The sequence below is a fragment of the Modestobacter excelsi genome (genome assembly GCF_005930495.1).
In the GTDB taxonomy this organism is placed as follows: domain Bacteria; phylum Actinomycetota; class Actinomycetes; order Mycobacteriales; family Geodermatophilaceae; genus Modestobacter; species Modestobacter excelsi.
Genome location: NZ_SJEX01000039.1, coordinates 1 through 14403, shown reverse-complemented (window position 1 = coordinate 14403; position 14403 = coordinate 1). Strand labels below are relative to the sequence as shown.

Sequence of the window (14403 nt, the reverse complement as noted above, 5' to 3'; positions counted from 1 at the left end):
CGAGGCCCAGGAACCGGCTACGTGCGCCATGGCGAGGAGGTCGGCATCACCAGCCTGACCCTCGTCACGATGGCGGTCATCGTCTACGGCCTGCTGAACCGGCGCGGTTACGGTCGTGCCCTTGCCCTGGGCGGCGCGACACCGGTGGGTGCCGCCTTCGTCTTCGGTGGCGTAGCGGTCCCGACCTTCTACGCCGTGGCCATCGGTGCACTCATCGGCTTGGTCCTGCGGCTGCTCCAGTCCTCTCGGGACACGACGGCCGGTGAGACGGTCCCCGTGCCCGCCAGTCGCTCCATGGTGCTGTTGACGGTCCTCTCAGTCCTCGTCACGCTGGTCGCTCCGCTGCTGTTCGACGGGCTGGAAGTGCTCAGCGGGGACGGCAGTGTGGGAGCTCTCGCCGCTGGCGTGGTCACGCGCTCGAACCTCGCGCAGATCACCTACCTGGTGCTCAGCCTCGCGGTCGTCGCCTTCCTGGCTCGCTCGCCTGGGACGGGCCCGGGACTGGTGGGCACGGCATGTTGTCTAACGACGCTGCTGTCCTTCTGGGCGTGGACCCACACCTCGGCCGGCGTGCCGTTCCCGGAGCGGTTCTTCGACAACTCGCCCGCCTTCACCATCATCGAGACGCTCCCCGGTGGTGCACCACGAGTACGGGGAATCCTCTCCGAGCCTGCGGGGCTCGCCACGTCCTGTCTGGTCACGCTTGCCTACTGCGCCTCCAGGGTGAACTCGGTCGACGGCCTTCGACGGCTCGGGCTGTTCGTGGTCGGCGGGATGGCGCTCTTCCTCGGCTCCATCTCCACTTCCACGACCTTCGTCGTGGCGGGGCTCGCGTTGCTCGGCATGGCCATCGCAGTCGCAATAACGACCTTCGTCGTCGGCGGTGGCTCGATCAGCCAGTCGGGGATCGCGGCCCTCTGCGTCTCTGTGGTCGCCCTGCTGTGGGTGCTGCCGTCCCTGGCGAACGCCATCGGTCAGCAGGTCGCCGACAAGGTGGCCTCCTCGTCCTACACCGATCGATCGTCCGCGGACTCACGGGGGTACGACATCCTGCTCGACACCTTCGGCTTGGGCGCGGGCCTGGGGTCCAATCGGGCCTCGTCGTTCCTCGCGTCACTCCTCAGCACCGTGGGGGTGTTCGGGGCCGTCCTCTTCGCCATGATCGTCGTCACCCTGATACGCCGGAGCTGGGACGTCCGCACGGCGCGACCGGCGGCATGGGCCCTGGTTGCGATCCTGATCTGCAAGGTGGTGTCCGGGCCGGACCTCTCGGACAGCAGTGGCGTCCTGTGGCTCTCGCTCGGCGTACTCGCGCATGCGGCGGCGAGCGACAAGCCATCACGGGCGTCCCGGCAACCGGTCGTGGCCGGCGCTGGGCCGCTGAGCCGTCGGCGACCCCCGTCGGAGCCCCCGACGTCCGGAGTCAACTGGTGATCGTCACTTCTGCGCAGATCAGGGAGCGCGCCGCCTTCGCGGTCATCGAGCCGCTTAAGGCCCATGTGCGGCGGGTCCTCAAGGCACGACAGCTGCGCCCAGTGGTCATCCGCTCCGGTCTGGAGGGGGCTCACCTGGTCACCGCTGTGATGGTCAAGAACGAAGCCCATCGGCTACCTGCTCTGCTCCGGCACTACCGAGGCCTGGGCGTCGAGCACTTCATCGTCATCGACAATGAGTCGACCGATGGCCTGACCGAGCTCCTGGGGCGTTGCGAGGACGTGTCCATCTACCGGGCCCAAGGAAGTTTCGCTTCGGCCCGCTACGGTATCGACTGGCTCAACACGGTCCTGTCCCGTCACTGCAGCGGCAAGTGGGTCGTCCATGTCGACGCGGACGAGTTCTTGGTCTTCGACTCCGACCTCCCCGACCTCCCAGCCGTCTGCTCATGGCTCGAGGACTCCGGTCGGCAGTCGCTGCAGGCCCTCATGGTGGACATGTACAGCGGCAAGACGGCGATCGAGAACGTCGTCAACGACGGTCAAGACCCGCTGGAGGTGTGCAACCTCTTCGACGGGACGGGCTACGAGCGTCACCATCACTGGCCCTCCGCAACCACGTGGGTCAAAGGCGGTGTGCGGGGGCGCCTCTTCTTCCCGGATCGGTGGGAAGGGCCAGCGCTCAACAAGACGCCGCTGGTTCTGTGGAGGCGGCGGTATGCATATCTGCGAGCCGCCCACCTCATCTGGCCGCGCTGTGTCAACGGCGGCCTCAGGACGGCGGAGACGGCCCTGCTCCACTTCAAGTTCACGCCCTCCTCGTCCGCGCTCATGGTCGACGAGACGCATCGCGCGCAGCACACGACGGAGTACCGCGCCTACGACGCGGTTCGGGAGGTCACCATGGTCGGCGAGGAGACCCGTGAATACCGACAGCCGTCTGACCTGACACGTTGCGGTCTCATCGCCAGGGTCGGGTCGACCCTCTGACTTAGCACCGCCTCGTATGGCGTGACCGACGCAGACCTAACCAGGCGCGATATGCCGGGAGGTCTCCACAGGCGGTCGGGCCCCGACCCACCCATGCCGCGGCTGATCAGTCGCGATTCCGGTTATGCTCCTCCGGTGTCGAGCCGGGGGGCGTCTGTCGACGAGGCGCGGACGAGTCGCGAATCCCGGCGCAAACACCTCCCCGGACTTGATGGACTGCGGGGGATAGCGGCGTTCTCGGTGCTCTCCGGTCACTTCTGGCAGCACCTGTCGCCGGGCGTTGAGCCCTCGTCGACCGGACGATCAGTTCTGTCCGATCTCGAGCAGGGGCTCACCCTCTTCTTCGCGCTGTCGGGGTTCCTGCTCTACCTGCCGTTCGTCAGCAGGCTTATGAGTGGGCGGTCCGCACCCTCGGCGCGGCAGTTCTACTTCAACCGCGTTGTGCGCATCTTTCCCGCCTATCTGGTGGTGCTCCTCGTCGCCAGCTACGTGCTTTGCGCAACCTACGTCTCGAGTCCCGAACTGGGCTACCTCGGCGACATAGGTTCAATGACTGAGCCGCTGCAGATCATCGCCAACCTGTCGCTCGTCCAGGCTCTCGTGCCGGGCACGATGGGCACTGGCCTCGGTGTCTCATGGTCCCTGACCACGGAACTCTGCTTCTACGCGATCCTGCCGTTGCTCGGACTCCTGGGATACCGGGTGGCCCGCAGCGTCCGGTCCCCGGTTGCCGCCGCGCTGGTGGCTCCCGCACTGATGTTCGTGGTCGGTGGTCTAGCTCAGACCCTCGGCATACTGTTGCGCTCGGGTTCCGCAGAGCAGCAGTACGCCATGAGCTGGGGTCCTACCTGGGCAGGCGTGCTGGACCGCAGTCTGCTGAGCATGGCGCACCTCTTCGCCTTCGGCATGTTCGCTGCGGTCCTGGTGGCAGGCCTGTCGGCGGGCCGGATCACCTGGGACGTCGGCCGGATCAGGCCGTTGCTGTGGGTGGTCGCCGTCTGCGCGCTTGTGTCGGTGGCCGTCGTGCCGGCGGCGCTAGCCTTCGGCCTGGTGAGTGCCGCACTCATTGCCCTCGCCACCGTCCCGTCACAGTCCGGGCAACCGAGTTGGACCGCCCGCGTCTTGGAGTCCAGGCTTCTCCGCAATGCAGGATTGATCTCTTACAGCGTCTACCTGTGGCACGTGCCGATCCTCAACGTCATGGCATCCCACGACCTGGGCACCGCGCAGCAGACGTGGGCCGGGGCGATCGGGTGGTGGCTCGTCCTGGTCTGCGTGACGACGGCGGTCGCGACAACCACGTACTACGGCGTCGAACGTCCTTTCACCAGGTTGCGCGAACGCGTGCGGGTGACTCGGTCGTCGTGAATGCCCGTGCACCCTTCCCGCAGCTCAAGGAGGCTCAGATTGAGCCCGGATCCCCATCCGTGGCTTGGGCCGATCGGCTACAGGTCGTTCGTTCATCCGGCCGAGCAGTCTCGGGCGGGTGACATGATGCGCACCGGAGCGCGCGACGAGCGTGCCGTCCGGAGGACGAGAGGCGGTGCGGTGGCGGACGCTCGGAGCGACGAGTTGCCCACCGCCGACGCGATCGTCCTCGGTGCCGGCATGAGCGGATTGGTCTCCGCGTCCATCCTGCTGGAACAGGGCAACTCGCGAGTCGTCGTCCTAGACGAGTACGACCACGTGGGTGGCAACCACATCGACCGGGCGATCGGCGGCTACACCTTCGACATCGGCAGCCTGATCTTCCAGGACGACTCGCCGCTGCTCGCGCACTTCCCCGAGATCCTGCCTCGCTACGTGCCGATCGAGCCGAGTTGGTCGAGGCTGAGCCCCCAGGGCGTGGTCACGCACTACCCGTTCTCGATCCGAGACGACGTCCTCGGAGCGGGCCCCGTCGAGCTCCTGCGCATGGCGGGCTCCGCCGTGGCCGGACGAGTCAGCAAGCGACACCAGCACAACGTGCGGGACTTTGCGGAGCACCTGCTCGGCGCCCGCTTCATCGACCGGTCGGGCCTCGGCTACTACATGCAGCGGCTGTGTGGCCTTCCGCCGGAGCAGATCGACCTGGAGTTCGCCAGGAGCCGCTTGGGGTGGCTCGAGGAGCAGTCCAGTGTCCGGAACCTCGTCCGCCGGTTGCTGCGGTCGGTCACGGGCGACCCGGAGCCCCCGAGCCACAATCGACAGCTGGCTCGGGCTCGGGAGGGCTACGGCCACCTCTACGAGCCGGCCGTGCAGAGCTTGACCGAGCGAGGTGTCGAGTTCTCCCTCGGCACTCGGCTGACCGGGGTCTACAGGACCGGCGACCAGTTCACGGTGTCGACAGGCGCCGGCCCGGTTGCCGCTCCGAGGCTCGTGTCCACGATCCCGCTCGACCGGGCTCTCGAGCTGTGCGCACTGGACGCGCCAGGTGAACCGCTCCCGACCGTGACGCTCGTCAGCCTCTTCTTCAGCTTCTCCGGCGACCGGGGCTTTGACACCTCGATCCTCTACAACTTCTCCCGCGAAGGTGCGTGGAAGCGCATTACCGTCTACTCCGACCTCTACGGCCCGTCGGATGGACGGGAGTTCTTCACTGTCGAGGTCATCGGTGAGCGGGTGGGCAACTCGGTGCCCACAGCGGAGGCGGACTTCCGGGCACACTGCGCAGCGAACGAGCTCCTCCTCGGGGATCTGGTCCTCGAAGGGAGTCACGTCCTCGACAACGCCTACCCGATCTACACCCGCGGCAGCGGGGAGCGAGCGCGAGACTCCATCCAAGCCCTGCGGGAGTTCGGGCTGGAGTCCCTCGGCCGGCAGGGTGGGTTCCAGTACCAGCCGACTGCTCGCGCCTCCACGGTCGAGGCCGAACGGGCGCTCCGCCCCACGAGCTCGTGACCTCGTCGGCGTGCCCGGGAGCGGGTGCCTGGCTGCGATGAAGATCATGCACGTCATCAAGCACTCTTGGCGCAGCAACGGCCACGTGCACGTGGCCGTCGACCTCGCGTGCGCCCAGGCAGACGCCGGGCACGAGGTTACCTTCGCCCATGCGCACGGGTCCTATGACGATCTCCTCCGTGCCCACGGCGTCACCATCGCGACCGTGCCGGAGGCCAGCACCCTGCTGGACGTGCTCCGCAGCGAGCGAGCGCTCCTGGGCGTCGCTCGGGCAGCGCGGCCCGAGGTCGTCCACGCACACATGATGTCCTCGGCGGTCCTCGCTCATCCGGTGAGTAAGGTGGTCCGGGCTCCTCTGGTGACGACCATGCACAACTCCTTCGACAGCCACTCCTGGCTCATGCGGCTGGGCACGGTCGTCGTGGCCGTCAGCGAGGCAGAGCGGCAGCGTCTGATTGGTCGGGGATTCCCCGCTCGCAAGGTCGTCTGTGTGCTCAACGGGGCAGTTGCGTCACCGCGCGAGGCACTGCCCGATGATCTGAGCATCGGCTCCCTGGCCGGGCCTTGCGTCGTGAGCCTGTGTGGTCTCCACGGGCGCAAGGCCGTCGGCGACATCATCACGGCCTTCAGCAAGGCACAGCCAGCTGCGCCGGCTTGGCAGCTGAACATCATCGGGTCGGGACCCGACCGTGACCGGCTGGAAGGACTGGCCAGGGACCTGGGTCTCTCGGCCTCCGTCCACTTCACCGGACCGAGCCTGACGCCGTGGCGGCTCCTCGAGCAGGCGGACGTCTTCGCTTCCGCCTCCTTGGACGAACCCTTCGGCCTCAGCCTCGCGGAAGCGCGAGCAGCCGGCTGTGCCGTCGTGGCGACGGCCGTCGGCGGTGTCCCCGAGGTCCTGGAGCAGGGGCGGGCGGGTCAACTCGTCCCGGTGTCGGCCCCGGAGGCCATGGCCGACGTGCTGCGTCGGCTCATGACCGACCGCGACGAGCTGGCACGCTGGCGTGCGCGAGCACGGGAGAACGCGGACTACTTCTCGGTGCGGCGGATGGCCGAGGACTACGACCGGGTGTACCAGTCGGTGGTCGGGTGACCTGGCCGCCGGTCCGAGGCGCTGACTGACCTGCACCTAGGCTCCCCCCGTGGCTGACGCAACTGGAGTGCCCGTCGACTCCGCGCCGGGCGCCAGTCTCCGCAGGGCGGTCGTGCTCACGAGCGCGTCCAGCTTCCTGATACCGGTCGCCGGTCTGCTGACCCAGCCCGTGCTCGCCCGGGCCCTCGGCGCGACCGGACGCGGTGAGCTGGCGGCGGCCATCGTGCCGGCGGTCCTGGCCGGTTCCGTGGCCACGCTCGGGCTCCCTGATGCTCTGACCTACCTGGCCGCGAAGCGACCGTGGACCATCCTGCGTGCGCTGATGTGGTCGGCCCTGCTGTCGGTGGCGATGGGTGTGCTGTGCTTCGTCGTCGCGTGGGCCCTTCTGCCCTTCCTGTCCGACGGCAACGCTGCGCTGGGCCGTCTCATGCTCATCGCTATGGCTCTCTCCATCCCGATGCTGGTCGTCGGCGCGCTCCGGGGCGCGGCCATGGGGCACCAGATGTGGGGAGCCGTCGCTCTGGAGAGCATCATCAACACGGCCCTGAGGGTGTTGGTGTTCGTGGGGCTGTGGCTCACCGGAGACCTGACCGTGTTGATCGGTGTCCTCGTCACCTTCCTGGCGCCCGCTGTGGCCGGTTTCGCCTACTGGCCTCTGCTGCGGAAGGCGCGCAGCTCGGCCGCGCGGCCCGTCAGTGAGGACACGGGCAGGGTCCTGCTGCCGCTCATGTCCTACGGCGGGAGGACCTGGTTCGGCTCGGTGGCCAGCATGCTCGCCGCGACCATCCACCAGATCCTCATGACCCCGCTGGCGAGCGTCCGCGATCTCGGTCTCTACAGCGTGGCCTCCACCGTGATGGACCTGCCGATCATCTTCTCGCGAGCTGTTGCCGGGGCGCTGCACGGGGTGAACAGCAAGACCAGCAACGCAGACCAGGTGGCGACGGCCACCCGCGTGACCACGCTGCTGGGGTTGGTGGGCTGCCTCGCGCTCGGTGTCAGCGCACCATGGTGGATCGTCCCGCTCTTCGGGGCGAGCTTTGCCGACGCCGTCCTGCCCACCCAGCTCCTGCTCGTGTCGGTGGTCTTCTACATCCCCGGCCCGATGGCCGGCGCCGGTCTGGCGTCCTTCGGTCGACCGGGGCTGCGCAGTGTCGGTTTCGGCCTCAGCCTGGTGGTGAACATCTCGGTGTTCCTGGTGCTGGTGCCCCGGTACGGGATCCTCGGTGCCTGCCTGACCGGCATCGCAGCGAGCGCTCTCCAGTCCCTGTTCCTCGTGCTCACAGCGTCCCGAGTATTGGGCGTTCCTGCTCACCGCTTCGTCGTACCGGGGCCGGGGGACGTCGCGCTCGTCTGGCGGGAGGGCCTCGGCGTGCTCGACAAGGCGCTGGTCGCTCTGCGCGCCCGGCTGACCCGCGACAGCGACCGGAATCCCGACTAGCACGGTCCGGCGACCGTCCCGCCGGGACCGTGGGCTCAGGAGCCGGCGACCGGGATTTCCAGGACCCGTTCGGGGGTGAACCGGCGACGTGCGACGTCGGCGGCAGCGCGGAGATTGCCCCGCAACCGTTCCCGCCGCCAGTCGGCCTCGCCGCCCCGGACGGCGCGCAGCGCGTTCTTGCCGATGCGGGGGAGCGTCTCGTAGGCCGTGAGCCACAGCGGAAAGCTGCCGACGTGGTGCAGGTAGGCGGGGTTCATCACCTGTGAGTAGCCGAGGCGCTCATGGGCCATCCGGCCACCGGATTTCACCCCGCGGTGCACGATCACGCAGTCGTGAACCCAGGCCAGGGTCCCGTGGCGCATCGCCCGTCGCGCGAAGTCGTGGTCCTCGAGCCAGGAGTACAGGGGGAGCCGGGGGTCGAAGCGCTCCCCGTCGACGGCGTCGGGGCGGAACGCGAAGTTGCAGCCGTAGAGTTCACGGCTGGGCTGCCAGTCGCCGGTCGGGGGTTCGGAGATGGACGCGGCCAGCGCGTCGTCGGCCACCGAGCGAGGGACCTCGTCCCCGGTCGCCCCGTCGAGCAGCACGCGGCCGGTCAGGGCGACGACGTCCGGGTGGGCATCGAAGAACGCCACCGCTCGGTCGAGGTAGTCCGATCGCACCACGGCGTCGTCGTCGAAGCAGAAGACGTGGGTGGCGTCGGGCGCGGCGGCGAGGCCGGCGTTCCGCTGAGCGGCCAGGCCCCGGTCGTGCACGACGACGGCACCCCCCGGCAGCGGTTCCGCCGGGAGGCTGTCGCGGTCGGGCACCGAGACGACGAGGCGGAAGTCCCGCCGGGTCTGCCGCTGTAGGTCGGCGACGACAGCACCGAGCAACTCGGGGCGGTTGGCCGAGGCGAGGACGACCGCGATACGCGGAGAGCTCGCGTCGTCAGACGGTCCAGTCACTCGGGTCCTCCGTCGCACCAGGGAAGGCGCCGCAGGTCGACGGGCCAGTGCCAGGGGACGAGGGTAACCGGCCACCCAGCGCTGACAGGAACCGCTCCCGTGCGGCCGTCATCCGGCGGCGAAGGGCCGAGGTACCCGGACGTCCGAGCCGATCTCCACGGTGTCCCCGACTCGCCACCTCCGTCGTCGTCGCGCCAGGCCGGGCGTCGCCAGGGCGAGCAGCGCCAGCGCGCGGCTCCGTGGCCGGTGCGCCCGACCGACCAGCACTGCCCAGGCGGAGCTGCGCAGCGCTTCATCGCCCTCGCCGCTGAGGGAGCGCTCGAGCCGTCGCCACTGCAACTCGCGGCGCTCGCGTTCGCGCGCGCGGGTCACCACATCGCGCTCGTGATGGTCGAGGTCCTCTCGGGCAGCGGCGCGGTCGAGCACACGTAACCGGGCCTCGGTCATACGTGTGGGATCCGAGCTGAGCGTCCCCTGCGTCAAGCGGTAGCGGGCGAGCGGCACGTCCACCAACCCCGCCTGGGAGCCGCTCAACACCAGGCGCTGCCAGAACTCCCAGTCCGCGGTGACGGCGAGCGACTCGTCGAAGCCGCCGACCCCGAGCCATCGCTCCCGGGGCACCGCGCACATGCCCAGGATGAAGTTGCCGTCGAGGATCGCAGCTCGCTGTCCGTCGACGGGGAAGTGCCAGTCTGCGTGGTAGGCCTGGCGAACGGGGACGCCATCGGCCTCCACGACCGCATCCGTGGTGAGGACGTCCAGGTCCGGCCGCTGCTGGGCGAGCCAGGCCAGGGCCTCGAGCCGGCGCGGATGGAAGACGTCGTCGGCGTCCAGTACGACCACGTAGTCGCCGCGGGCAGCTGCCACGGCGGTGTTCTTCGCGGCCGACTCACCGCCGTTGGGCCGGCGCACCACCCGGATGCGCTCCCCGAAGCCGGCCAGCACGTCCGCGGTGCCGTCGGTGGAACCGTCGTCGCACACCACGACCTCCAGGGGCGGACGCGTCTGGTCGAGGACCGACTCGATGGCGGCGGCGACCGTGGCCTCGGCCTGGTAGGCCGCGATCACGATTGAGAAGCTGGGTGGCTCGAGGGCAGCCTGCACGGGAGCCGCGGCCGGAGGGGCCAGGACGGGCCACGGGCCCCCCACCGGGACCGCCGCCACGTCCACGTCCGGCGGGGACGCGGCGGTTCCATCACCGCGTCCCCGCCGCTCGGACGTGCGGGCCCGGTGCGTGAGCCTCCGGGGACCCCGGCTCAGGAGTTCGTCATGGAGGGCCATGTAGGACTGCACCATGGCCTCGACCGTGAAGCACCTCCGGGCCTCGGCCGCGGCCTCGGTGGCCAGTCGCCCCCGGTGTGCCGGGTCGGCTGACAGCCTCTCCAGCGCCGTGGTGAGCGCTGCGGGGTCGTCCACCGGGACGAGCAGTCCGGTCCGTTCATGTCGCACCGCGTCGGGAATCCCGCCTACCGGCGTCGCGACAACGGGTACGCCGGCGAGCATCGCCTCCAGGACGACCAAGGGCAGGCCCTCCCACCGGCTGGGGACGGCGAGCACGTCGAAGGACCCCATGAGGGCGGACACCTCGGCGGACCAGCCGGTCATCATCACCCGGTCCCGGACGCCGAGGTCGGCGACGAGCTCGTCGAGGGCCTGCCGTTCGGGACCGTCCCCCACCAGGACGAGGTGGACGTCAGGCAGCGCGGCGACGGCCCGCACGAGCACGTCGAAGCCCTTCTGGACGTCCAGCCGGCCCACACCCCCTACCACCAGCCGACCCGGGGGTGTTGCCACCGGCTGACTTGGACCAGGTCGTGGGACCCCGTTCCGCACGACCCGGGCCGCGCCGGAGGGCAGGCCGAGGACCTCCTCCAGTCGCTGCGCCGCCCCCTCGCTGACGCCCACGACGGCGCGCAGCCGGCGTGCGGTGAATCGCACGATCCGATCGATGCGCGGGCCTGGGCTCGGCATCGGCAGGTGTTCCACCGCCACGACGGGGATGTGCCAGAGTGTCGAGGCCGCGAGCACCGTGTAGGGGTCCGCGTAGGGCACCGGGAGGTTGATGTGCAGGAGGTCGGCGCCGGCCTCCGCCATGGCCCGCCGGTGCGTCCTCATCGCACCCAGGTCGCGCCAGCCCTGCACGCGGGGGAGCACGGTGCGGGGCGTGCCCGGTCGTCGCGCCGCGAGCTGCTGCAGCACGATGTCGTCGACACCGAGCAGCCGGACCTCGTAGTGGTCCGGCAGCCCGGCCAGCAGGTGGCCGAGCGCCACCTCGGCGCCGCCCCACGCCACCGCACCGCAGAAGACCAGGAGCCGGACGCGGCGCGGCTGCTCCACCGAACACCGGTCCTCTCGTGAAGTTCCTGGTGGTGGCCGACGACTACCCGTGGCCGGCCCGGTCAGGTTATCGGCAGCGACTGCACTGGGTCGTGCGCACGCTGGCCGGACTCGGCACGGTCGACCTCCTGGTCGTGCGCGACGAGCCGTTGGCGGACCCACCGAACCCGCCGTCCGACGTCCGGCTCGGCCGGACGGAAGTGGTGACCGCCGGCTATGCCGCGCGCTCGTCGGTGTCCCGGGCGCTGCGCTGGCTGCTCTCCGCGCGCCCACGACGTCTCGTCGGCCAGGACTGGGCGCCGGCCCGCGAGGCGGTGCAGCGGTGGGCGGAGGACGAGTACGACTTGGTGTGGTTCGCCCACAGCCCCACCTACCTCGCCCTGCGAGACCGGTTGCCCGCGCCGCACGTGGTGGACCTGGACAACCTCGAGTCCTCAATGGCCCATCTCCGGCGGCTGGGCCGGGGCAGGCGTTCCTCGCCCCGCAGCCTGCCGCGGCACCTGGCCAGCGCTGCCGCCGACCTGCTCGACGAGCGTCTGTGGGAGCGGGTCGAAGAGCGGGTGGCAGGGGCAGCACGGGTGACCGTGGTGTGCAGTGAGCTGGACCGAGGGCGGCTGGCCGGGCCCCGGGTGGCGGTCCTCTCGAACGGATATGAACTGCCCGACCGGCCGGGCGGAGCTCCGGCGCCTCCGCCGCGGTCGGTCACCGGGGGTCCGGTGCTGCTGTTCGTCGGTCTGCTGACCTACGAGCCGAACCGGGACGCCGTTGCGTTCTTCGCCCAGGATGTCCTCCCGCTGATCCGGGTGCACCGGCCGGACGTGCGGTTCCGCGTGGTCGGCCACCACGGAGCCGACCTCGTCGCAGCAGTCAGCGGACGAGGTGTCGAACTCGCCGGCGAGGTCCCCGACGTGACCGCCGAGCTGGCGGGCGCGGACCTGGTCGTGGTCCCTCTCCGCTTCGGAGGCGGCACCCGCATCAAGGTGCTGGAGGCGTTCGCTCACGGCGTCCCCGTGGTCAGCACCCGGGTCGGTTGCGAGGGTCTCGACGTGGAGGACGGGCGCCACGTGCTCCTGGCGGACGACCCGCGAGCGCTGGCGGACAGCTGCCTGCGCCTGCTCGACGACGCGGACCGCGGCGCGGTGCTCAGCTCGCACGCCCGGGAGTTGTGGCAGCGGCAGTACCGATGGACCGTCATCGCTCCGACCGTCGACGGAATCGTGCGAGCCGCTGTCGGACGTGCCGACCCGGAGGGACGGGGACCTCGGGGAGGTCGGACATGACGACACCGCCGGTGGGCGGCGAGCATCTCACCACTGTGACGCAGATGGGCGCGAGCCCGGTCGTCTCGGTGATCATGCCGTTCCTCGACGCTGCTGCCTACCTCCGGCAGGCTGCTGGGAGCGTGCTCGGCCAGAGCTGGCAGGCTGTCGAGCTGCTCCTGGTGGACGACGGCGGCACGGATGGCAGTGACCGGATCGCCGGAGAGCTGGCGGCCTCCGACCCGCGGGTGCGCGTGCTGGCCCACGAGGGCCGGCGGAACCGGGGTACGGGCCCGAGCCGAGCTCTGGGGATCAGCCAGGCGAGCGGCGACCTGGTGGCCTTCCTCGACGCCGACGACGCGTGGGAGCCGCACCATCTCGCCGACCAGGTCGCGCTGTTGGCGACGCACCCGGAGGCCGACCTGGTGTGCGGTCGCGACTGGGTGTGGCGCAGCTGGCGTGATCCCGCGGCCACCGACGTCCTGTCCGACCTGGCCTTCGCTCCGGGCGCGGTGGTGCAGGGGAAGCAACTGCTCGCCGCTGTGCTGCGCAACGGCGCCCTCGCGACGTCGACCTGCTCGCTGGTGGCGCGGCGGGAGACCATCCTCGGCGTCGTCCCACACCTCGAGGCGTTCCCCGGACTCTTCGAGGACCAGGTCGTCAACGCGTGGCTCCAGCTGCGGGGTGACGCGGTCATGAGCGGCACCGCGAGCGCGTGGTATCGCATGCACGATCGATCGATCAGCGTCCGCCTCGGCGACGAGGAGGTGAGGGCATACCGGCGCTTCCTCACCTGGACACGGCAGCAGCTCGAGGAACAGGGAGAGACAGGCGACAGCCAGCTCCTCGAGCTGCTCGACTGTGCGCTCGCGGGCGCGAGCGAGGCATCGTCCCCGCCGCAGCGGTCCCGGCTCGGTGGCCTCCTCCGCGCGGCGGTGCCGGCGGGTGCCCGCCGTGGGGCTCGCCGGGCCCTTAGCGCGCTGCGCCGGGGTCGAACGGCGGACCCGGAGGTCGGGCCCAAGGAGGTGGCCCGGGTCCTGCACCGGCACGGCGCGCACGTGCGCGGTGACGTCCTGGTCCTGGGGGACCCCGCCGAGGTGATCGGGTCGACCGCTGCGACGTCAGTGCAATGTCGACCGTGGCCGGGGCCGCAGGCCGCCGTCGGACCAGCTCATCCGCTGGCCGACGTGGACAGCGACGCGTATGACTGCATTGTCCTGTTGCAGGACCCGGCGACGCCCGGAGCGGGCGACCTGGGTCTGCGTCACCTCCGGCGGGCGCTGCGTCCCGCCGGCGTCCTGCTCGTCGTCCTGCGAGGCGAGGTGCCGGCCCTCGCCGAGGGGCTGCGGGACGTCTTCGGGTGGGACGCGGTCAGCCGCGACGCGCCAGGTGGCCCATTCCCTGTGGTCCTGCGGGCGTTCGTCCCGGCGGACTGACGTCCCGGTAGCTGCGGGAGCAGCGCAGCTGGTGAGGTGGCGGCGCATAGCCTCACGCCGTGGACTTCGCCTTCAGCCAGCTCCCCGTCCGTGTCGTCCGCGCGGTGGAGAGGCGCTCGGCAGGTGCTCGGAGGGCGGGCTTCCGGGTGCGATGGGCCAGCACGCGGCGGGTCGACCCGCTGTCCGAGTGGGGTTTCGACCGGGGCACGGCTGTCGACCGCTACTACATCCAGCGGTTCCTGGACAGCCATCGCGACCTCGTGCACGGGCGGACGCTGGAGGTCAAGGAGGACCTGTACGCCTCCGACCTGGGCGCCGAGCGGGTCGACGTCCTCGACGTCGACCCGGACAACTCGGCCGCCACCATCGTCGGTGACCTGTGCGACCCGGCGACGCTGCCGGCGGAGACCTTCGACGCCGCGATCGTGACCCAGACGCTGCAGCTCGTGCCGGACCCGGTTGCGGGGTTGCGCACGGTCCTGCGGGCGCTGCGTCCGGGCGCCGCCGCGTTGGTCACCGTTCCGGCGATGAGCCGGCTCGCCGGTGACTGGGACCGGTGGCGGTGGACCCCCCGTGGCCTGGAGGAGCTG

General features: G+C 70.4%; 11 protein-coding genes. 9 read left to right on the top strand and 2 right to left on the bottom strand.

What is annotated here, in order from left to right; translation table 11 throughout:
- Nucleotides 1-21: 21 nt before the first annotated feature.
- The 6 genes from FHL80_RS13810 (at nucleotide 22) to FHL80_RS13785 (ending at nucleotide 7837) form a co-directional block, all read left to right on the top strand.
- Nucleotides 22-1434, top strand: coding sequence for a hypothetical protein (locus FHL80_RS13810; RefSeq protein WP_216870710.1), 1413 nt, complete (start codon nucleotides 22-24; stop codon nucleotides 1432-1434).
- The gene (locus tag FHL80_RS13805; protein WP_138733977.1) at nucleotides 1431-2423 is read left to right on the top strand and encodes a glycosyltransferase family 2 protein; all 993 of its coding nucleotides are present in this window, start codon (nucleotides 1431-1433) and stop codon (nucleotides 2421-2423) included. Before FHL80_RS13810 ends, FHL80_RS13805 begins: the two co-directional genes overlap by 4 nt.
- A 135-nt stretch (nucleotides 2424-2558) precedes the next feature.
- On the top strand, nucleotides 2559-3791 hold the full coding sequence (locus FHL80_RS13800) for an acyltransferase family protein (RefSeq protein WP_216870709.1): 1233 nt from the start codon (nucleotides 2559-2561) through the stop codon (nucleotides 3789-3791).
- Between the two features lie 39 nt (nucleotides 3792-3830).
- Entirely contained in the window at nucleotides 3831-5303 is a 1473-nt protein-coding gene (locus FHL80_RS13795; protein ID WP_246078669.1) for an NAD(P)/FAD-dependent oxidoreductase, read from the top strand.
- Between the two features lie 37 nt (nucleotides 5304-5340).
- Nucleotides 5341-6396 (top strand): glycosyltransferase family 4 protein, encoded by a 1056-nt coding sequence (locus tag FHL80_RS13790; RefSeq protein ID WP_342777332.1) that lies wholly within the window; start codon nucleotides 5341-5343, stop codon nucleotides 6394-6396.
- A gap of 49 nt (nucleotides 6397-6445) precedes the next feature.
- Nucleotides 6446-7837: a lipopolysaccharide biosynthesis protein gene (locus tag FHL80_RS13785; protein ID WP_138733974.1), complete on the top strand. Its 1392-nt coding sequence runs from the start codon at nucleotides 6446-6448 to the stop codon at nucleotides 7835-7837.
- A 35-nt stretch (nucleotides 7838-7872) separates the two neighbouring features.
- Here FHL80_RS13785 and FHL80_RS13780 read toward each other — a convergent pair whose 3' ends face one another.
- On the bottom strand, nucleotides 7873-8781 hold the full coding sequence (locus FHL80_RS13780; protein ID WP_138733973.1) for a glycosyltransferase family 2 protein: 909 nt from the start codon (nucleotides 8779-8781) through the stop codon (nucleotides 7873-7875).
- A gap of 108 nt (nucleotides 8782-8889) precedes the next feature.
- Nucleotides 8890-11118 (bottom strand): glycosyltransferase, encoded by a 2229-nt coding sequence (locus FHL80_RS13775; RefSeq protein ID WP_138733972.1) that lies wholly within the window; start codon nucleotides 11116-11118, stop codon nucleotides 8890-8892.
- Between the two features lie 17 nt (nucleotides 11119-11135).
- On the opposite strand from FHL80_RS13775, the gene FHL80_RS13770 reads away from it, so the two are divergent.
- The 3 genes from FHL80_RS13770 to FHL80_RS13760 form a co-directional block, all read left to right on the top strand.
- A complete protein-coding gene (locus FHL80_RS13770) occupies nucleotides 11136-12398 on the top strand; it encodes a glycosyltransferase (protein WP_138733971.1) in 1263 nt (420 codons plus the stop codon).
- Nucleotides 12395-13813 (top strand): glycosyltransferase family 2 protein, encoded by a 1419-nt coding sequence (locus tag FHL80_RS13765; protein ID WP_216870707.1) that lies wholly within the window; start codon nucleotides 12395-12397, stop codon nucleotides 13811-13813. Before FHL80_RS13770 ends, FHL80_RS13765 begins: the two co-directional genes overlap by 4 nt.
- A 59-nt stretch (nucleotides 13814-13872) precedes the next feature.
- Nucleotides 13873-14403, top strand: a 531-nt coding sequence (locus FHL80_RS13760; RefSeq protein ID WP_138733969.1) for a methyltransferase domain-containing protein, incomplete at its 3' end; no start/stop codon positions are given.

Coding starts and splice junctions, on each gene's coding strand:
- FHL80_RS13790 (WP_342777332.1), top strand. CDS start 5,341: ATGAAGATCATGCACGTCATCAAGCACTCTTGGCGCAGCAACGGCCAC.
- FHL80_RS13765 (WP_216870707.1), top strand. CDS start 12,395: ATGACGACACCGCCGGTGGGCGGCGAGCATCTCACCACTGTGACGCAG.